Origin of the sequence: Agromyces sp. Marseille-P2726 (assembly GCF_902809835.1) — a bacterium.
Taxonomy (GTDB): domain Bacteria; phylum Actinomycetota; class Actinomycetes; order Actinomycetales; family Microbacteriaceae; genus Agromyces.
The window spans coordinates 266,901-285,562 of record NZ_CADDWM010000014.1 but is presented as its reverse complement, the minus strand read 5'-3'; the positions used below and the strand labels follow the sequence as shown (position 1 = coordinate 285,562).

Below are 18,662 nucleotides of genomic sequence, written 5' to 3'. Positions count from 1 at the left end.
ATGCGGGTGCTCATCGTCTGCTCGTCGGGTGGCCACCTCACCCAGGCACTCTCGCTCCGAGCGTGGTGGGGGGCGCATGACCGCACCTGGGTGACGCTGCCCACCGAGGACGCGCGGTCGCGGCTCGTCGGCGAGCACGTCGTCGAAGCGCACTACCCGACGGTGCGGAACCTGCCGAACCTCGTGCGGAACTTCGGGCTCGCGCGTCGCGTGCTCGCCGACACGCGTCCCGACCTGGTGTTCAGCACCGGCGCGGCGATCGCGCTGCCGTTCTTCATGCAGGCGCACCGGTACGGGGCGACCACGGTCTTCCTCGAACCCGTCGACCGAATCACGACCGCGTCGCTCAGCGGACGCCTCGTCTACCCCTTCGCCGACCGATTCCTCGTGCAGTGGGAGTCGCTGCGCGAGGTCTATCCCGACGCCGACGTGATCGGAGTGGTGTTGTGAGCGAGCAACTGGTGGTCGTCAGCGCGGGAAGCTACCACCTCCCGTTCGATCGACTGGGAGCCTGGATGGAACCGTGGGTCGGCGCCCACGCCGACGTGCGCGTGATCGTGCAGCACGGCCCCGGCAGGCCCGTTCCGGGCGCCGAGAACCACGACGTGCTCCCGTACCACGAGCTCCTCGAGCTGTGCCGCGCCGCCGACGCCGTGGTGCTTCAGGGCGGGGCCGGCGGGGTGATGGACATGCGTGCGATCGGGCGCGTGCCCGTCGTGGTGCCGCGCGTTCCGGTGCACGAGGAGGTGGTCGACGAGCACCAGCTCATCTTCACCGACCGGGCCGAGCAACTCGGGGCGGTGCACCGGGCGACCTCGAGAGAACGGCTGTGGGGCTACCTCGACGCGATGCTCGACGGCCGCGTGGCGACCCATGCGCTGACGCCGCCGCCGACGCCGGGCATCGCCGCCGCGACCGCGGTGCTCGCGACGCCGCCGTCGCGTCTCGCAGCGCGAGCGCGAGTGCGCCGGATGGCGCGTTCGATCCGGGTGATCCTGCAGCAACCGTCGCGGGGCACGCAGACGCCCCCTCGATGGGGGCACTCGGTGACATCGTCGTCTGCAGTCAGGGGGTCGCTGTGATCAGGGTCGGAGTCATCGGTGCGGGCAAGATGGGGCTCTCCCACCTGGCGATCCTCGGGGCGCATCCCGATGTCGAGGTCGTCGGCGTCTGCGATTCCATGGGGTACCTGCTCGACGTGCTCGAGAAGTACACGGGCCTCCGCAAGTTCAGCGACTCGGCCGACCTGTTCGACCAGCACCCCGACGCGGTGCTCATCGCCACGCCGTCGGCGTCGCACGTCGTACTGGTCCGCGACGCGCTCGACCGCGGCATCCACGTGTTCTGCGAGAAGCCGCTCACGTTGACGGCGGCCGAGTCGGCCATGCTGGCGGATGCCGCGACCGACGCGCGCCTGGTCACGCAGGTCGGCTACCACAACCGGTTCGTCGGCACGTTCCGGGAGGTGAAGCGCCTGCTCGACCTGCACGCGATCGGACGCGTGAGCCATGTCCTCGCGGAGGCGTACGGGCCGGTCGTGCTGCGCCCCAAGGGCGAGACGTGGCGGAGCAGGAAGACCGCGGGCGGTGGCGCCCTCTACGACTACGCGGCGCACCCCCTCGACCTCCTGTGCTGGTACCTGGGCGAACCCGAGACGGTGACCGGCACCGTGCTCGGGCGCGACTTCTCGGCTGAGGCGGACGACGAGGTCTACGGAACGCTGCGGTACGCCGACGATGCCAGCGCCCAGCTCTCGGTGAACTGGTCCGACGAGTCGTACCGCAAGATGTCGACGAAGATGACGCTCTGGGGCGAACGCGGCAAGATCATCGCCGATCGGCAGGAGTGCGAGATCTACTTCCGCGACACCGCCGAGGTGCCCGACGGGTACCGGGTCGGGTGGAACAGCATCAACACGACGACGCTCACGCCGTCGGTGTGGTACTACCTGCGCGGCGAGGAGTACAGCGCGCAGATCGACCACTTCGTGCGATCGGTCGCAGCGGCCAAGACCGGCTCGCCCGCGCTCGAACCGGTCAACGATTTCGCCAGCGCCGCCGCAACCGATCGCCTCATCGAGCGGTTCGCGCGCGGGCCGTCGACCGACGAACCCCGTCACGTGGCGGCCCCAGCCGCTCGCCCCGACCGTCGACTCTTCACCCGAGCGCGAAGGAGGACCCGATGACGCTCGACCGGCTCCTGCTCGGCGACAACCAGTTCTTCGGCGTCAACCACATGTCGGAGGAGCGGGCGCACGCGAGCGCGCTCCGCTTCCAGGACACCTCGGCGATCATCGAGGTCATCGACGACGCCGTCGAGGCCGGTGTGCGCTCGTTCATGTGCACGACGCACGAGCGGATCGGGGAGGTCTGCGACCACGTCCGCGAGCATCCCGCCGACTACCCCGGGTTCGCCTTCCTGCCGTGCATGCCGTACGCCCACAAGTATGCGAACGCCGTCACCGAACTCGGCATGATGGGCGCGCTTCGGAGCTTCCTGCCCGACGAAGGATTCATGAACGCGGCGCTCCGCGGCGGAAGGTCGCTCGCGGGCAAGGACATCGAAGGGCTCATCACGCTCCTCGTGGACGCCGAGATGAAGATGTTCCACGGCCTGGCGACGCCCGTGGTGTTCCTCCAGAACATCGTGGTCGACCTGCTCCTCGGCCTGCGGTTCGATGCCGCGTTCTCGATCTTCGCCGAGCATGTGCGGTCGCGGTACGGCGCGGAGCCGGGGTTCATCACGATGAACCTGCCGATGGCGGTCGACGCGCTCGAGCGGGCTGGGATCGACGACCCCATCGTGTGCTCGAACATGAACAAGCTGGCATTCCGGGTATCGGGCGGCATGCATGCGTACGACGACGTGCTCGCGACGCGCGAGTTCCGGCCGGTGGCGATGTCGGTGTTCGCGTCGGGTGCCATTCCGCCACGTGAGGCGCTGACGTGGGTGCGCGAGCGCCCGCAGATCCGTTCCGTGGTGTTCGGCGCATCCACGCCGCAGCACATCCGTGCGACGGTGGAGATCGCCGAGGAGCTCTGGGGAGCGGAAGTCCTCAGCCCTCGGTGACGCGCTTCTCGGCGTCGCCCCGCGCCGCACGGGGCCGGCGGCTTTCCTTCACGCGGTCCCAGATGAGGGCGACGAAGGCCCCGACGAACAGCCCGAGGAAGATGCCAGCGCCGACGAAGACGTACAGGCCCGGGGTGTTGGAATCCTCGGGGGGCGTCGCCGGATCGATGAGGGAGCCCGCGTTGATCGAGGTCGCGATGAGCACCGCACGCTGGGTGTCGAGGGCGCGGACCTGACCCTCGAGGGAGAGTCTCAGCGGATTCTCGGGTTCCAGGGCCGCGAGCTGCGCGCGAAGCTCCTCGGCGGTCGACGCCAGCGCGTCGGATGCCTCCGAGATGCGTCGCTGCGCGGCGGCCGTCCGCTGGTCGAGGTACGCCGTGGCGATGGTGTTCGCGAGCTCGGCGGAGCGCTCCGCGTCGCCGGTGGTCACGCGGAACTCGAGTACCTGCGAGCCTCGAGGGATCGTCACCTCCAACTGGCTCCGGAGGCCCGAGACGGACGTGTCCTCGATCTCGTCGACCGCGATGGAGAGCACCTCGGTCGACCGCGCGATGAGCCGCTGCGTCTCCATGTTGACGTCGGGCGTCGACCCGTCGGCCGCGGGGATCGCCTCGACCGTGACGGAGGCCGTCGCGGTGTACCGGTCGGGCCAGATGAGGCCGAGCACGGTGGCTGCGACCGCGACGAGGGATGCCACCACGACGAGCACCCGCCACTGGCGAGCGATGCTGCGGTACACGTCTTCGAGCATCGCAGCTCCCTCCACGCAGCTGCTTCTCCGACCGGTCGACACCGTCGGAATGTGCCCAGCATATGCCCGCCGACGGATACGGCGCGGATTTTGTCCTTCCCGGAACCGTCACGTAAAGTGGGGCGCTGTTCGTTACCGAATCGAGATAGTTGAGCAATACTTGCGACACGCGAAGCACAGGGAAACCCCCGCCGGAACCACCCGATCCCGCCTGATCGTCGCCGGAGCCCTCGCATCGGCCATGGCACTCTCCCCCATCGCCGCAGGCGCCATCGCGTCGACCACCGGAACCGATTCCGGCGAGGTCGCCTTCGGAAGCGGCGACTGGTCGTACTATCGCGGCACGTCCGCGCCGGCCGCCGACTGGCGCGACGGCGACAACGGATGGCGCACCGGCACCGCGCCCCTCGGCTTCGGCATCGGTACCGGCTCACTCGGCACCAAGGTGAACAACGACTTCAGGACCCGCCCGCTGGCGACCTACTTCACCAAGACGTTCACCCTCTCCGAGGTGCCGGCCGCCGGCATGACGCTGACGACGTGGGCCGACGACGGCCTCGTCGCCTACGTCAACGGCGCCGAGGTCGTGCGCCGCAACATGCCGACCGGAGAGATCAAGCACACGAGCTACGCGACGGCGGCCCCGCAGAGCAGCACGGCACGTTCCGCGTCGTTCGAGGTGACCGTGCCAGCCTCGCAGCTTCGCGTCGGTGAGAACGTGATCGCCGCGCAGGTGCAGTCGAACTGGCGAGCCACCCACAACGTGACCTTCGACGCGGAGCTGACTGCGAACGCCCCGTCGACGCCCGAGACGACGCCGTCATCCACGCCGGGCTCCGGAGTGGGCGTGGATGACGGCGTCGTCTCGGCCCGCGCCGGAGCCCGCGCCGACCCCCACTCCCACGCCCACGCCCACTCCGGAGCCCGGCGTGGATGACGGCGTCGTCTCGGGCTGGGGCGCACCCGCTTGGCGTGACGAGTTCGACTACGTCGACTCGGCGACCGGCCAGCCGGCCATCGATCCCGCGAAGTGGAACGTGCGAGACCGGTCGGACCTCGGCCTGCTGCAGGACGTGGCCGTGCCAACTCGCGAGCAGGTTTCGGTCGACGAGAACGGCATCGCGCACCTGAAGGGCGAGTGGCTCGACACGCCGATCTCCCGCCCGGCCGGGCAGGCGGGCGCCTCTCCGACGCTGACGCACAAGACCGGCTACATGGACCAGCGCTCGCTGGGCGGCGACGACATGTCGTACAGCCAGCAGTACGGCCGCTGGGAGATCCGCGCCAAGACGCCGACCGGCCCGAAGACGTACGGCTCGCTCGCCGCATTCTGGCTGCGCAACAGCCAGTCGGGTGAGATCGACATCATGGAGGCGTGGGGCTACAACGATGGTCCCGCACCGGGCGGCCAGCGCATCGACACGGCGACGACGACCGTGCACACGCAGACCTCCGGTTCGGGCAACGAGAAGTACGCCTGGACGCACACCGAGTTCGCGAACGACACCGCGCCGTGGCAGGACTTCCACACGTACGCGTTCGAGTTCACGCCGACCTACGCCGCCATCATCGTGGACGACAAGGAAGTGGCCCGGGCAACCCCGGCGACGCATCCGAACCTCTGGAACAAGGACTACTTCGGCAGCCCGCTGCACGTGCGCCTGAACCTGCACGTCGGCCCGTCCGCCCAGTACTGGGGTCTGCCCGACCCGAACCACAAGGACTGGACCCAGCCGCTCGACTACCAGGTCGACTACGTGCGGATCTGGAGCTACCAGGGCTAGAGCCGAACCCAGTCTCGGGGCACCAGTTCTCCCGCATCGCTGTGCCCGTCGGCGAACCACGTCGACGGTGCGATCACCGGATGCGTCGGGGAGCTCGGTGCCCCGAGCCATCCGCCCCACCAGCTGAAGCTGCTGTTCGCGATGATGCGCGTCGAACACGACGCGATCAGCGCGATCTCGCCGCCATCCTGCCGGGTGGCGTCGGCTGGGCACAGCACGTCGCCGTCCTGCGCGAGGTGCTCGCGCACCCAGTCGAGGTCGTCGCTGAACCAGACGCGGCGGGTGCGGCCCAGCGCGGAGACGCGTTCGAGCGCGCGGTCGTAGTAGCCCGCGCCGAGCGCGCCGTGTCGCGCGGCCGCCCCGGGATCGCTCACGTAATCGCCGCGGCGCACGTGCACCGCGACCCGATCTGGGTCAGCACGGAGCTCGTCGGCGAGACGCCGTCCCTGCGGCGAGAGCATCCCGTCGAGGAGATCGCGCACCGTCGCGCGCACCTCGGGCTCGATGTCCGCGAAATACCGCGGCGACTGGAAGTACCCGAGCAGGTACGAGGTGCCGCCGAGCCGCTCGAGCACCGACGGGTCGTACCCCGAACGACGCTGCCGCACGAGTCGGGGCCGTGATCGGTCCGACAGCAGCCCCGCCTTCGTCGCGCCGGCCAGCGCGAGACCCACGGGTGCGGCGAGCCGCTCGCGGGCGGGCAGGAGCGGCCCGATCATGAGCGGCCGGTCGCCGCGGCATCGAACGGCGTCGAACAGCACGCGACGGCCGCTCGCACGCAGCGCGGCCCCGAACGCCCACTCGAACAGCTGGTTGCCGACGCCCCCCTGCAGGCTGAGCACGATCTCACCGGTGCGGATGCGCCAGACCATCCGACCTCCCACCGTCGGTGCCCCGAGCATACTCGTTCGCACGCGGACCGACGGTTCGTCGGCCGTGCCGAGGGCGCGGATGCCGCGAGTCCGCGGCTCGGCGTAGGCTCGCCTCATGAGCGCCGCACCGGTCACGATCACCATCACCGGAGCCGGAGGGCAGATCGGGTACGCCCTGTTGTTCCGAATCGCGTCGGGCGCCATGCTCGGTCCCGAGACGCCGATGCGACTCAACCTGCTCGAGATCCCCCAGGGCCTGCGCGCGGCCGAGGGCGCGGCGCTCGAGCTGCAGGACTCCGCCTTCCCCCTCCTGGCCCGGGTCGAGGTCTTCGACGATGCGGCGGCCGCGTTCCGCGGAGCGAACCACGCGCTCCTCGTCGGAGCCCGTGCCCGCACGGCGGGCATGGAACGGGGCGACCTCCTCGGGGCGAACGCCGGCATCTTCGGGCCGCAGGGCGCGGCGATCAACGCCGAGGCGGCCGACGACATCCGAGTCACCGTCGTCGGGAACCCGGCCAACACGAACGCGCTCATCGCGGCCGCGCACGCTCCCGACGTGCCGCCCGAGCGCTTCTCGGCGCTGACCCGACTCGACCACAACCGAGCGCTCGGCCAGCTGGCACCGGTGCTCGGCACGCCCGTCAGCGACATCCGGAACCTGACGATCTGGGGCAATCACTCCGCGACCCAGTTCCCCGACGTCGCGCATGCGACCGCCGGCGAGCGCCGGGTGCCCGAACTGCTCGCCGAGCGGCTCGGCGGGGCTGAGGCCGCGCGCACCTGGCTCACCGAGGAGTTCATCCCCCGGGGGGCCAAGCGCGGCGCCGAGATCATCGAGGGGCGCGGCTCCTCGTCGGTCGCCTCGGCGGCGAGCGCCACCATCGACCATGTGCGCGACTGGGGGCACGGCACGTCCCGCGGGTGGACGAGCGCCGCGCTCGTCTCCGACGGATCGTACGGGGTACCCGAGGGCCTCATCTCATCGTTCCCGGTCGAATCCGTCGATGGCGCCTGGCGCGTGGTGCAGGGCCTCGAGCTCGACGACTTCGCCCGGCAGCGGATCGAGGCATCCGTTGCCGAGCTCATCGACGAGCGCGAGGCGGTCCGGGCTCTCGGAGTGCTCTGAAACGCGCGACTAGTCTGGACGGATGGCTCGCGAACCGATGACCCCGGCACGCCGCAAGCAGCTCATCGTCGGGCTCGCAGTCGGCGTGATCGTCGGCGTGGGCATCAGCCTCTGGACCGGCTTCTGGCTCTGGCTCGCAGCCGGGCTCGCGGTCGGGCTGGCCGCGGGTGCACTCATGAAGCCGCCGGCCGAATAGTCCACGGTCGTCAGAACAGGCTCACGGAGCCGAACCAGGCCCGTCGCGCCTGTTCTCGCTGCGGGTACGGCGTGGCGCCTGCTTCAGGGGGACGAAGCGGATGCGACGTACGCCTCGATTCCGTCGATGACGCGCGCGAGGCCGAATTCGAAGGCGCGCTCGGGGTCGGAGGGCGCGCCGTACTCCTCGCCGGCGGCCTGCCCGACGCGGCCCGAGATCGGGTACCGTTCGGGCTCCATGATCTGGTCGAGGATCGGCGCGTTCCGCTCCCACCACTCCTCGTCGGTCTCGTCGGTCGTGCGATGCAGGCGTTCTGCGTCGATGTACGCGCGGGCAGGCCCCGACACGAACCCGGTGACGAGCGTGATGATCTGGTCCATGTCGAGGTCGCTGAGCCCGAGTCCCTCGATCATCCTCAGGCTCCACTCCCAGCGGTCGGACACGTTGGGCCCGAGCGGCGGGCGACTCGTATCGATCGAGAGCAGCCACGGATGCCGCAGGAACTCGTTCCACGTGAGCCTGGCGATCTGCTCGAGCCGCTCACGTAGGGATCCGGCGGGCTCGGGCAGCGGTTGCTCGCCCGCCGACCGGTCGACCATGAGGTCGATGAGCTCGGCCTTGCCCGGAACGTAGGTGTAGACCGACATCGGCTTCATCCCGAGCCGCTCTGCGATGCGGCGCATCGAGAGCGCCTCCATGCCCTCCTCATCGGCGATCGCGATGGCGGCGTCGACCACGGCGTCGACGCTCGCGCGCTGCTTCGGGCCGCGGGAGCCCACCGGTTCACCGAGCCGCTCCCGCCACAGCAGGTGCAGGGTGCGGTCGGGTTCGCCGAGGCCGGTCGATTCGGTCGACATGGGGGCTAGCCTACATTCTCCGTATGGTGTACGGTTCGAGAATAATCCCGTACGATGTACGCTGAAAGTGGACGATGAACACAGCCATGGGCTCCACCGCACCTCGACCACCGGCGCTGCGCGGCGCCGGCCTCGCCAAGCGCTACGGCACGACGACCGCGCTCGACGGATTCGACCTCGTCGTCGAGTCGGCCACCGTGCACGGCCTGCTCGGCCCGAACGGCGCCGGCAAGACCACCGCCGTGCGCTGCTTCACCACCCTCACCGATCTCGACGAGGGCACCGCAGCGATCGACGGCATCGACGTACGGCGCGACCCTGCCGCGGTCCGCGAACGCATCGGCCTCGTCGGCCAGTTCCACGCGGTCGACGAGGCGCTCACCGCGCGCCAGAACCTCGTGCTCTTCGGCCGGCTCAGCGGGCTCTCGAAGACGCACGCTCACGAGCGCAGCGCCGAACTGCTCGACGCGTTCGACCTGACGGATGCCGCGGACCGAGCCGTCTCGGGGTTCTCCGGCGGCATGCGCCGCCGCCTCGACATCGCCGCGAGCCTGGTGCTGACGCCGGCCGTGCTGTTCCTCGACGAGCCCACGACGGGCCTGGATCCCCGCGGACGCGCCACCGTCTGGCAGGCCGTGCGCGACATCGCCGCCGCGGGCACGACGGTGCTGCTCACGACGCAATACCTCGACGAGGCCGACCAGCTCGCCGACCGCATCTCGGTGATGGATCACGGCCGGGTCATCGCCGAGGGCACGCCCGACGAGCTCAAGGCGCGGCTCGGTGGCGACCGCGTGCAGGTGGTGGTCGCCGACGCGGGGCGAGCGGATGCCGCAGCCGCGTCCATGGCGCGAGCGGCGGGGGCGGAGGCATCCGTCGACCTCGACACTCGCACCGTCACCGTCGAGGTCGCGAACGGCGCGGCGACGCTCGCGCCGATCGTCCGAGCGTTGGACGCAGACGGCATCGCCTTCGACGACCTCGTGCTGCGCCGACCCACGCTCGACGAGGTGTTCCTGCACCTCACCGGCCCCGCCACGTCCGCCGAACCCCGACTGGAGCCACGATGACCACGACCACGAGCACGCTCCGCGGCGCACCCGTGCGCCGCGGTCACCGCCCGAACGCGCTTCGCGAGGGGGCGCTCATCGCCCGACGTGATGTGCTGCACTGGGTGCGCGAGCCGTGGGGCATCATCTTCGGGCTCGCCTTCAACTTCATGCTGGTGCTGATGTTCGGGTTCCTCTTCGGGGGAGCGATCGCGCTGCCCGGCGGGGGCGACTACCTGCAGTTCCTGCTTCCGGGCATGTTCGCGCTGACGATGCTCTTCGGACTCGAGTCCACGATGACGGCGATGGCGGAGGACGCCGGGCGCGGCATCACCGACCGATTCCGGTCGCTCCCGATCTCGAGCGCGTCCGTCGCCCTCGGTCGTGCCCTCGCCGACCTCGCCAGTTCGGCGTTGAGCCTCGCGGTGCTCATGCTCGGGGGACTCGTGATCGGATGGCGCCCGACCACCGGGCCGGCCGAGATCGCGTTGGGCGTCGTCCTGTTGCTCTGGCTCCGCTTCGCCCTGCTCTGGCTCGGCATCTTCCTCGGGCTGCGGCTCCGCGGCTCGGGCGCCGTCACCGCGGTGCAGGTGCTCGTGTGGCCGATCGGGTTCCTCTCGACCGTGTTCGTGTCGGCCGAGACGATGCCCGGTTGGCTCGGCGCGATCGCCGAGTGGAACCCCGTGTCGGCCACGGCGACGGCCGCTCGAGTCCTCTTCGGCAACCCGACGGGAGCGACGAGCGGGTGGCTCGCCGAGAACGCGGTGCTCGCGGCATCCGTCTGGCCGCTCGCCATCACCCTCGTGTTCCTGCCGCTGGCGGCCGGCGCGTACCGGCGGCTGCGCCGCTGACGCCTCTGCTGATCGAGGAGCGCCGGCGCGAAGCGCCGACCCCTCTGCTGATCGAGGAGCGCCGTCGCGAAGCGCCGACCCCTCTGCTGATCGAGGAGCGCCGGCGCGAAGCGCCGACGCGTCTCGAGATCGGGGGACCGGGTCTCGATACGCGGCCGCCTCCGGCGGGCGCTACTCGACCACCAGAGCCGCCTCCGGCGGGCGCTACTCGACCAACAGAGCCGCCGCCGCGGGCGCTACTCGACCAATGGGAGTTACCGCTGCTTCGCGGACTTCTCGGGAACGGGGAGCGTACCGGCGGCCCGCTGTGCCGCGTAGTACGCACGCGCCTCCTCCTGCCGCTCGAGCTCGGCGCCCGACGCGATCTTCGCGCGCAGATGCTCGGGCTTGAAGCCGAACGCATCGACGAGATCCTGGGCGTGCGGGCGCAGTCGCTCGAGCAGGCGGTCGATGTAGGCGGTCACGGCCTGCGCGCGCTGCGGCGACAGGCGCCCGTGCATCAGGTACCACGCGAGGTGCTTCTCGATGAGGCCGAGTCCGAAGAGGTCGCGCACCCAGGTGAGCACCTGCTTGGTGCCGGGATCGGTCGTGCGCTCGAGGCCGCGCGTGAACGCCTCCCATTGCAGCAGCTCGCCGTGCGCACGGGCCGCCTCGATGAGCTCGTTCTGGTTGCGGTTGAACGCAGCCGCCGCCTCCGCCTTGGGTAGCTTGCGCGCGTCGCGCAGGCGTCCGGCGATCTCGGAGATCATGGTCTCGACGCGGTCGGTGAGCAGCTCGCGCTGGGTCTCCTCGTCGCGGAGCTCGGTGACCGAGCGAGCGGTCGAGCCGAAGTCGGCGATCGTCTGGGCGAGGCGGCGCAGGCCGGTGCCGTGGTACGCGCGCTCGGCGGTCTGTGCGACGACGTAGCGCGCGAGCGCGCCGGCATCCGCCTTGGCGAACTGCTTCGAGAAGTCGGTCAGCAGGCGCTTTGCGACGAGCTGGAGCAGCACGTTGTTGTCGCCCTCGAAGGTCGCGTAGATGTCGAGGTCCTGTCGGAGGCCGACGATGCGGTTCTCGGCGAGGAAGCCGGCGCCACCGGTCGCCTCGCGTGCCTCCTGCAGGGTGTCGAGGGCGTGCCAGGTCGACAGCGGCTTGAGTGCCGCGGCCATCGTCTCGAGGTCTTGACGGTCGTCGTCGGTGTCGGCCTTGCCCGAGAACACGGCGTCGAACTTCAGGAGGAACTCGTCGTGTGCGAAGAACTGCGCGTACGTCGTCGCGAGCTTCGGGAGCAGGCGGCGCTGGTGCCGCTGGTAGTCGAGGAGCACCTCTTCGTCGACGTCGCTCGCCGCGTTGAACTGCCGGCGCTGGTTGCCGTAGGTGATGGCGATGGCGAGTGCCATCGCGGCCGCTGTCGTCGACGCGCCGTCGAGCGAGACGCGGCCCTGCACCAGCGTGCCGAGCATCGTGAAGAAGCGGCGGCCGGGGCTCGAGATCGGGCTCGAGTAGGTGCCGTCCTCGGCGACCGATCCGTAGCGGTTCAACAGGTCCTGGCGCGGAACGCGCACGTTCGTGAAGTGGAGGCGCCCGTTGTCGATGCCGTTGAGCCCGCCCTTGAGACCGTCGTCCTCGCCGCCGACCCCGGGCAGGAACTCGCCGTTCTCGTCGCGGATCGGCACGTAGAACGCGTGCACGCCGTGGTTCACGCCCTTGGTGATGAGCTGGGCGAACACGACCGCGGCCGTACCGTGCAGTGCGGCGTTCCCGAGGTAGTCCTTCCACGCGCCGCGGAACGGCGTGTCGATCACGAACTCCTGCGTGGACTCGTCGTAGGTCGCGGTCGTGCCGATCGCCGCGACATCCGACCCGTGCCCGGTCTCGGTCATCGCGAACGCGCCGGGCACCTTGAGCGACATGATGTCGGGCAGGAAGCGCCTGTGGTGGTCCTCGGTGCCCAGGTGCAGCACGGCCGCACCGAAGAGCCCCCACTGCACGCCCGACTTGATCTGCAGGCTCGGGTCGGCGATCACGAGCTCTTCGAAGGCGGCGATGTTGCCGCCGTGGTCGGCCTCGCCGCCGAGCTCCTTCGGGAACGCGCGGTGCACCGCGCCCTGCTCGACGAGGATGTGCAGCTGCTTCAGTACGCGGTCGCGGTGCTCGGCCATCGACTGGCCCTCGATGCGCTGGAGGTCGGGGTGGGCTGCGCGCTCCCGTGCGGCGAGGCGCAGGTCGGCCCAGGTGCCGAGCAGCTGGCGTCCGAGCGCCTCGACGTCGACCTTCGGAGCCCGGGGTGCGGCAGCGGCCGGTGCGCCGGGGATCGGCGTGGCGTCGGTGTCGTGCGACGGCGTTGCGGGCACGGTGGCGGCGTGATCGCTGGAGGTTTCGGAGGTGGTGCGGGATGCCGTGTCGACCATCGTGAGTACACGTCCTTCGTCAGGTGGATTGGGCTCATTCCAACGTAGGACGGGCCCGACGGCCCTGGAAATGAGGCGTGCGACGCCCACAAACAGCCTCGGCGGGGTCTCGGCGGCGCCTGTTCAGACCCTACAAGGCGACCTCAGCCGGGCATTGCGATATCGACAAGCGGATGCCGCGGCATCCGCTCGGTGTCATGACGCTCAACCGCGGAAGAACGCGCTCGCCCGACGCGTCCAGAGCAGGAAGAGCACGATCACCGCGACCGCGATGCTGAAGTACTCGGCGATGGCGCCGGCCGGATACGCGATCGCGAGGAACACCGAGCCGATGATCGAGAGCATCTCGAAGATCGTGATGAGGATGCGAGAGGCGTTGTTGCCCCGAAGCAGCCCGACGGCGACGACGATGACGACCACGCCGATGAGGATCGTGAGCAGTGCCGACGCGATCAACTGGCTCTCGCCGCCGAACTGCTCGACGGTCGCGCTGACGCTCGTCTGGAACAGCAGGAGGCTGCCGCTGACGATGTCGAGCAGGCCCGAGATCCAGGTCAGCACGGCGACGAGGGTGACTCCCCCAGGTCGATCGATCGAACCGGCCACGACCACTCCCTTGATCGGGCACCGCCAGGACACGGTGCGCCTGCTGCGATGCTAGTGCGCGGCGGCCTGACTGCTGCGGAAATAGGAGCTCGCCGGTCGCGTCCAGAGCAGGATCAGAACGACCGCCGACAGGAGCACGCTCGCCCATTCGCCAACCGGGTTCCCGAGGTACGCGACCGCGAGGAACAGGGAATGGATGAGCGACAGCGCCTGCAGCACGGTGACGATCATGCGTGCGAGTCCCCAGCCGGTCCAGAGGCCGAGCGCGAGCACCACGACGACAAGGCCGAGCACCATGGAGCCGATCGAGTGGGCGAGCACACCGCCCGACCCACCGAGCCCGGCCTCCGCATCCTCGCCGCCCAGCAGCACGAGGACGCCGTTGATGATGTCGACGACCCCCGAGATGAGCGCCAGCACCGCGACGATCGACACGCCGACGGGTCGAGCCACTGCTTCAGCCATGATGCGCACCCCATTCGCTCGGCGCCGCGGCGGGCGACGCCCTGCGCTGATGCTAGCGCGGTGACGGATGCCGCGGCGAGAGCGTCAGCTCGTCGGCTCGTCGGGAGCCAGCCCACGGAAGTACCGGGTCGCGTCGCTCGTCCAGAGCAGGATCACGATCGCGACCGCGAGCAGCGCGCTCGGGATCTCGGTGGCCAGCGTCGTCGGCTGCGTGATGCCGACCCAGATCGACATCGCGAGCGACAGCGCCTGCAGGATCGTCGCCGCGATGCGCGCGACGGGGTTGCCGCCCAGGAGGCCGAACGCGACGACGAGCGTGAGGATGCCGACCAGCGTCGAGATCACGGCCATCGTCACGACCATCGCCGCTCCGCCGAACCGGTCGGCCACGGCGGCGTCGCCCTGGAGGGGAAGCAGCAGCAGGCCGCCGATGATGTCGAAGGCGCCCGAGATGAACGCCAGCGCAGCGACGATGGTGACGCCGAGCGGTCGCCGGGGTCCGAACTGCTCTGACATGACACTCCCTACGACGCAGTGGGTGGTGCACGGATGCCTCGCCGGGCCGCGCTTGCGCTGATCTTAGCCTCAGGCGCTCGCGACCACCGCGAGGAGCGCGTCGCCGTACGCCTCGAGCTTCTTGGCGCCGATGCCCGTGATGCCGTTCAGGTCGGTGAGGGTCTCTGGCCGTGCGACCGCGACGGCGCGCAGCGTGGCGTCGCCGAAGACGATGTAGGCCGGAACACCCTGCTCGCGCGCCTCGCCGGCGCGCCATGCGCGCAACGCCTCGAAGAGCTCGGCCTGCATCGGTTCGAGGTCGGATGCCGCGGGCGCCGGCCTCGCGCCGCGAGCGCGGGGGGCCCGCTCGGGTTCGGTGCGGAGCATGACCGTGCGGCGGCCCGAGAGCACGTCGGCCGCGGCATCCGTCACGACCAGGGTGCCGTATTCGCCGTGCGTGGCGAGCAGGCCCTGCGCGAGGAGCTGGCGCACGACCCCGCGCCACTGCTGCTCGCTGAGATCGCCGCCGATGCTCCAGGTGGCGAGCGAGTCGTGGCCGTACTGCTGCACGCGCGGCGTCTGCTTGCCGCGGAGGATGTCGATGAGGTGGCCCGCGCCGAACCGCTGTCGACGCTCGCGCTGCAGCCGAACGATGGTCGACATGAGCTTCTGCGCCGGGACCGTGCCATCCCACGCGGCCGGGGGTTCGAGGCACGTGTCGCAGTTGCCGCACGGCTCGCTCGCCTCGCCGAAGTACGCGAGCAGGTTCTGGCGGCGGCACTGCACGGTCTCGCACAGGGCGAGCATCGCGTCGAGGTGCTGGCTCAGGCGACGACGGTGGGCGAGGTCGCCCGGGCTCTCGTCGATCATGCGGCGCTGCTGCACCACGTCTTGCAGGCCGTAGGCGAGCCACGCGGTGGCGGGTTCGCCGTCGCGACCGGCGCGGCCGGTCTCTTGGTAGTAGCCCTCGACCGACTTCGGCAGGTCGACGTGCGCGACGAACCGCACGTCGGGCTTGTCGATGCCCATGCCGAACGCGATCGTCGCGACCACGACGACGCCGTCTTCACGGAGGAACTGCTCTTGGGTAAGGCGGCGCGTGCCGGCATCGAGACCCGCGTGGTAGGGCAGCGCGTTCACGCCGTTCGCGGTCAGGAACGCCGCGAGCTTCTCGGTGCTCGCTCGCGAGAGGGCGTAGACGATGCCCGAGACCGGGTTGCCCGCGGCATCCCTGCCCTCGGTTCGAACGAAGTCGAGCAGCTGCGAGCGCACCTCGAGCTTCGGCACGATGCGGTACTGGATGTTCGGGCGGTCGAAGCTCGACACGAAGTGGCGAGCGCCGTCGAGCGAGAGTCGCGCGGTGATCTCGCGATGGGTCGCCTCGGTCGCCGTCGCGGTGAGCGCGATGCGCGGCACCTCGGGCCAGCGCTCGGCGAGCTCGGCGAGCGCCAGGTAGTCGGGCCGGAAGTCGTGACCCCACTGGGCCACGCAGTGCGCCTCGTCGATGGCGAACAGCGCGATGCGCCCACGTTCGAGGAACCGCTTCGTCGCTTCGGTGTTGAGCCGCTCGGGGGCGACGTAGAGCAGGTCGAGCTCGCCGGCGAGGTAGGCGCGCTCGACCTCGGCACGCTCGAACGGCTGCTGGCTCGAGTTGAGGTAGCCGGCGCGCACGCCGTTGCGCACGAGCGCGTCGACCTGGTCGTGCATGAGCGCGACGAGCGGAGAGACGACGACGCCGGTGCCCTCTCGGAGCAGTGATGGGATCTGGTAGCAGAGGCTCTTGCCGCCGCCGGTGGGCACGAGCACGACGGCGTCGCCACCGGCGCTGACGTGGGCGATGATCTCGGCCTGCTCGCCCCGGAACGACTCGAACCCGAAGACGGTGTGCAGCGCGTCGTCGGCGCCGGCGAAGCGGCGCGGCGCGGCGCGGACCTCGGCAGGGGCCGCATCGAGGGGCACCGGGGCCTCGGCCGGCGGCGCCCACTCGTCGGGCGGCGGTGCCCATTCGTCGTCGGGCGGCGGCGGGAACGCCTCAGGATCGGAGGGCACCTCGTCGGCGCCGTGGAGATCCGGGTTCCAGCTCACCCGTCGAGTGTAACGAGCACCCCCGACGGGTGAGCCGTACCATCCCCAGGGCCGCGGTCAGGCTCGGCGACGTACCACGAGCCACGTGCCGAGCGCGGCCGCGATCACGACGAGCACGCCACCGCCGATCCACAGCACGTCGCCGAGGGCGACGGATGCCGCCGACGCGGACCCGCTCGACTCGGCCTCGCCACGTGGCGACTCCTCTGTGGCGTCGCCGCACGCCGGATGGTCGGAGCCAGCTGCGAGCGCCTCACCTTCGGCCGGCGCCCAGTGGAACGCGAACTCGCCGGAGATCGGATGCCCGTCGGCCGAGACGACCTGCCACTCCACGGTGTATCGACCGGCCTGGCCGAGCTCGGCGGAGACCTCGGCGGTGACCCCGTCGACCGTCGCGCAGGCCGTCTCGAAGTGCCGGCCGTCGGGTCCGACGACCCGCATCACGGTGCTACCCCCGATGTCGATGAGTTCGTCGCTCGTGGTCAGCGAGACCGAGCCCGGCTGCTCCGAGACGACCGACTTCTCGGTCGGCGAGGTGGCCACGACGGTGTTGTGGGCTGACGCCGGGCTCGCGACCATGGTCGCCAGGCCGACCGAGGCCACCAGGGCCAGCGCCGCCCCGAGTGCGCGGCGGATCATGGCTTCTTCGTCGCGCCGCGGCGCGCGGTCAGCGCCAGCACGATGCCCACCACTCCGACGGCGAGGCCGCCGATGGCGAGCACGCGGGCGATCGTGTCATCGGACGAGGTCGTGGCCGCGGCATCCGACACCTCGGTCGCCTCGTCGTGCGAGTGCTCGTCGGTCGAATCGTCAGCGGGGGCTTCTGCGCCGTGGCCGTGCTCGTCGCCGGTGGCCTCGGTCACGAGGATCGTGGGTGCTGGACTCTCGGGCTCGGCCTCGCCCTCTTCGGCCACCTCGCTCCAGTTGGTCTCGCCGACTGCGCAGCTCTGGAGCACGGGGAAGGCCAGGGTCTCGCCGGCCGCGTCCTCGGGGAGGCGGACCGACAACTCGATCGTGTCGCGGAAGCCGTCTTCGACGGGGGTGACGGCCGTGTACACGACCTGCGCGGTGCGGTCGCCGTCGGCGATCTTCTCGATCGTCCATCCGGGATGCACCGTCGGCGAGACGCTGGCGATCGACTCGGGGATGTCGAAGGTGAGCGCGGTGGTGGGCGAACCGTCGCAGCCGTGGCTGAACGCGAAGGTCAGCACCGACGAGCTGCCGGCGGCCGTGCTGCTCGGGGTCACCGAGACGTGGGCCTGGGCCGCGGTGGGAACGGCGAGGGCGAGCAGGGCGCCGCCGGCGAGACCGGCGATGGTGAGGCGTGCATGACGCATGTGCGGGAGATCTCTCTTCTGGTCGTCTGCCGGCACGGTGACGTGGATCCGGCGAGGATGGGGTCGAGCGCGGGTCGCCTCAGGGGGCGACGGCGACGACTCGGGGCGGGCCCCGTGACCAGAGCGTGGTGCGATGGAACGAGGTGAGGAGCGTCGGAAGCCAGGCATCCGCGGCGGTGCGGGGCGTCGAGACGACGACAGGCGACGGCATCGCGGTGAGCCGACGCACGAACAGGTGGACGACCCGCGCCAGCGCACGCGCGGCGTCATGGCCGAACGCGAGGGCGATCACGACGATCGCCGCGGCGACGACGTGCGCGAGCGGCATGAGGGCGTGACCGTGGTCGATCACCGGCGCAGTCAGGACGGTGCCGGATTGCGCACCGCCGAGGTGGGCGGCGTGCCCCGACGCAGGTACGGCGACGGATGCTCCGCCGACGATCGCATAGCAGAGGTGCAGCGCGCTCTGGCTGATCAGCGCCGCGACCGACGTGCGAAGGAGTCTCGCGCGACCGCCGGTCAACAGCATGGCGAGCGGAGTGGAGAACGCGATGGCGAGCGCGATGGCGACCGGTCCGGGCGGCGTGCCACCCCCGACCGTGTGCGCGAGCGAGGCCACGAAGGTCGCGAGAGCGGCGATGGCCACTCCGCGAGCTGCGCGCGTGCCTCGGGAAGTCACCTTCCCAGCCTAGCCGTCGGGGACTCCGGGGCTGATGGTCCCGGAACTGA

General features: G+C 70.6%; 21 protein-coding genes. 10 read left to right on the top strand and 11 right to left on the bottom strand.

Translation table 11 applies throughout. From position 1 onward, the window contains the following. From HUS56_RS10805 to HUS56_RS10790, 4 genes are read left to right on the top strand one after another with little or no spacing between them, the layout of a single operon-like run. Window positions 1–450, top strand: coding sequence for a UDP-N-acetylglucosamine--LPS N-acetylglucosamine transferase (locus HUS56_RS10805; RefSeq protein WP_173923439.1), 450 nt, complete (start codon window positions 1–3; stop codon window positions 448–450). Further along, window positions 447–1,082 carry a glycosyltransferase gene (locus HUS56_RS10800; RefSeq protein WP_173923438.1) on the top strand — a complete coding sequence of 212 codons (636 nt, stop codon included), beginning with the start codon at window positions 447–449 and terminating at the stop codon, window positions 1,080–1,082. Before HUS56_RS10805 ends, HUS56_RS10800 begins: the two co-directional genes overlap by 4 nt. After that, window positions 1,079–2,185, top strand: coding sequence for a Gfo/Idh/MocA family protein (locus tag HUS56_RS10795; protein ID WP_173923437.1), 1,107 nt, complete (start codon window positions 1,079–1,081; stop codon window positions 2,183–2,185). The genes HUS56_RS10800 and HUS56_RS10795 overlap by 4 nt, the downstream gene beginning before the upstream one ends. Next, window positions 2,182–3,069, top strand: a complete 888-nt coding sequence (locus tag HUS56_RS10790) for a hypothetical protein (RefSeq protein WP_173923436.1) — start codon at window positions 2,182–2,184, stop codon at window positions 3,067–3,069. Before HUS56_RS10795 ends, HUS56_RS10790 begins: the two co-directional genes overlap by 4 nt. On the opposite strand, the gene HUS56_RS10785 is transcribed toward HUS56_RS10790, so the two are convergent. Then, on the bottom strand, window positions 3,056–3,835 hold the full coding sequence (locus tag HUS56_RS10785) for a hypothetical protein (protein WP_173923435.1): 780 nt from the start codon (window positions 3,833–3,835) through the stop codon (window positions 3,056–3,058). The two genes, HUS56_RS10790 and HUS56_RS10785, sit on opposite strands and share 14 nt — an antisense overlap. A 226-nt stretch (window positions 3,836–4,061) precedes the next feature. On the opposite strand from HUS56_RS10785, the gene HUS56_RS10780 reads away from it, so the two are divergent. Both HUS56_RS10780 and HUS56_RS10775 read left to right on the top strand, forming a co-directional pair. Next, the gene (locus tag HUS56_RS10780) at window positions 4,062–4,757 is read left to right on the top strand and encodes a hypothetical protein (RefSeq protein ID WP_173923434.1); all 696 of its coding nucleotides are present in this window, start codon (window positions 4,062–4,064) and stop codon (window positions 4,755–4,757) included. Then, window positions 4,750–5,604 (top strand): family 16 glycosylhydrolase, encoded by an 855-nt coding sequence (locus HUS56_RS10775; RefSeq protein WP_173923433.1) that lies wholly within the window; start codon window positions 4,750–4,752, stop codon window positions 5,602–5,604. The genes HUS56_RS10780 and HUS56_RS10775 overlap by 8 nt, the downstream gene beginning before the upstream one ends. Here the strand turns inward: HUS56_RS10775 and HUS56_RS10770 are convergent. Next, a complete protein-coding gene (locus HUS56_RS10770) occupies window positions 5,601–6,476 on the bottom strand; it encodes an alpha-1,2-fucosyltransferase (protein WP_173923432.1) in 876 nt (291 codons plus the stop codon). The two genes, HUS56_RS10775 and HUS56_RS10770, sit on opposite strands and share 4 nt — an antisense overlap. Window positions 6,477–6,591: 115 nt before the next feature. Between HUS56_RS10770 and HUS56_RS10765 the strand changes: the two genes are divergently transcribed. Together HUS56_RS10765 and HUS56_RS10760 are read left to right on the top strand one after the other, a co-directional pair. Then, window positions 6,592–7,602: a malate dehydrogenase gene (locus HUS56_RS10765; protein ID WP_173923431.1), complete on the top strand. Its 1,011-nt coding sequence runs from the start codon at window positions 6,592–6,594 to the stop codon at window positions 7,600–7,602. Window positions 7,603–7,624: 22 nt separating this feature from the next. Continuing rightward, window positions 7,625–7,798, top strand: a complete 174-nt coding sequence (locus tag HUS56_RS10760) for an HPP family protein (protein ID WP_173923430.1) — start codon at window positions 7,625–7,627, stop codon at window positions 7,796–7,798. Window positions 7,799–7,881: 83 nt separating this feature from the next. On the opposite strand, the gene HUS56_RS10755 is transcribed toward HUS56_RS10760, so the two are convergent. Continuing rightward, window positions 7,882–8,655, bottom strand: coding sequence for a TetR/AcrR family transcriptional regulator (locus HUS56_RS10755; RefSeq protein ID WP_173923429.1), 774 nt, complete (start codon window positions 8,653–8,655; stop codon window positions 7,882–7,884). A 74-nt stretch (window positions 8,656–8,729) separates the two neighbouring features. Here HUS56_RS10755 and HUS56_RS10750 point away from each other — a divergent pair, with 74 nt between their 5' ends. Both HUS56_RS10750 and HUS56_RS10745 read left to right on the top strand, forming a co-directional pair. Beyond that, window positions 8,730–9,725, top strand: coding sequence for an ATP-binding cassette domain-containing protein (locus HUS56_RS10750; RefSeq protein WP_254431404.1), 996 nt, complete (start codon window positions 8,730–8,732; stop codon window positions 9,723–9,725). After that, complete coding sequence (locus HUS56_RS10745) at window positions 9,722–10,555, top strand: ABC transporter permease (protein ID WP_173923427.1); 834 nt, start codon at window positions 9,722–9,724, stop codon at window positions 10,553–10,555. The genes HUS56_RS10750 and HUS56_RS10745 overlap by 4 nt, the downstream gene beginning before the upstream one ends. A 254-nt stretch (window positions 10,556–10,809) precedes the next feature. Here HUS56_RS10745 and HUS56_RS10740 read toward each other — a convergent pair whose 3' ends face one another. The 8 genes from HUS56_RS10740 to HUS56_RS10705 all read right to left on the bottom strand — a co-directional run bounded on the left by HUS56_RS10740 (window position 10,810) and on the right by HUS56_RS10705 (window position 18,612). Beyond that, entirely contained in the window at window positions 10,810–12,945 is a 2,136-nt protein-coding gene (locus HUS56_RS10740; RefSeq protein WP_173923426.1) for an acyl-CoA dehydrogenase, read from the bottom strand. A gap of 204 nt (window positions 12,946–13,149) precedes the next feature. After that, window positions 13,150–13,551: a hypothetical protein gene (locus HUS56_RS10735; RefSeq protein ID WP_173923425.1), complete on the bottom strand. Its 402-nt coding sequence runs from the start codon at window positions 13,549–13,551 to the stop codon at window positions 13,150–13,152. Window positions 13,552–13,602: 51 nt separating this feature from the next. Then, the gene (locus HUS56_RS10730) at window positions 13,603–14,016 is read right to left on the bottom strand and encodes a hypothetical protein (protein WP_173923424.1); all 414 of its coding nucleotides are present in this window, start codon (window positions 14,014–14,016) and stop codon (window positions 13,603–13,605) included. Window positions 14,017–14,100: 84 nt separating this feature from the next. Then, window positions 14,101–14,532 (bottom strand): hypothetical protein, encoded by a 432-nt coding sequence (locus HUS56_RS10725; protein WP_173923423.1) that lies wholly within the window; start codon window positions 14,530–14,532, stop codon window positions 14,101–14,103. Between the two features lie 69 nt (window positions 14,533–14,601). Continuing rightward, window positions 14,602–16,596, bottom strand: a complete 1,995-nt coding sequence (gene recQ, locus HUS56_RS10720; protein WP_173923422.1) for a DNA helicase RecQ — start codon at window positions 16,594–16,596, stop codon at window positions 14,602–14,604. Window positions 16,597–16,653: 57 nt separating this feature from the next. Further along, on the bottom strand, window positions 16,654–17,235 hold the full coding sequence (locus HUS56_RS10715; RefSeq protein ID WP_173923421.1) for a copper resistance CopC family protein: 582 nt from the start codon (window positions 17,233–17,235) through the stop codon (window positions 16,654–16,656). Further along, window positions 17,232–17,933 (bottom strand): YcnI family protein, encoded by a 702-nt coding sequence (locus tag HUS56_RS10710; protein WP_173923420.1) that lies wholly within the window; start codon window positions 17,931–17,933, stop codon window positions 17,232–17,234. The genes HUS56_RS10715 and HUS56_RS10710 overlap by 4 nt, the downstream gene beginning before the upstream one ends. Before the next feature lie 79 nt (window positions 17,934–18,012). Next, window positions 18,013–18,612, bottom strand: a complete 600-nt coding sequence (locus HUS56_RS10705; protein ID WP_173923419.1) for a hypothetical protein — start codon at window positions 18,610–18,612, stop codon at window positions 18,013–18,015. Window positions 18,613–18,662: the final 50 nt, after the last annotated feature.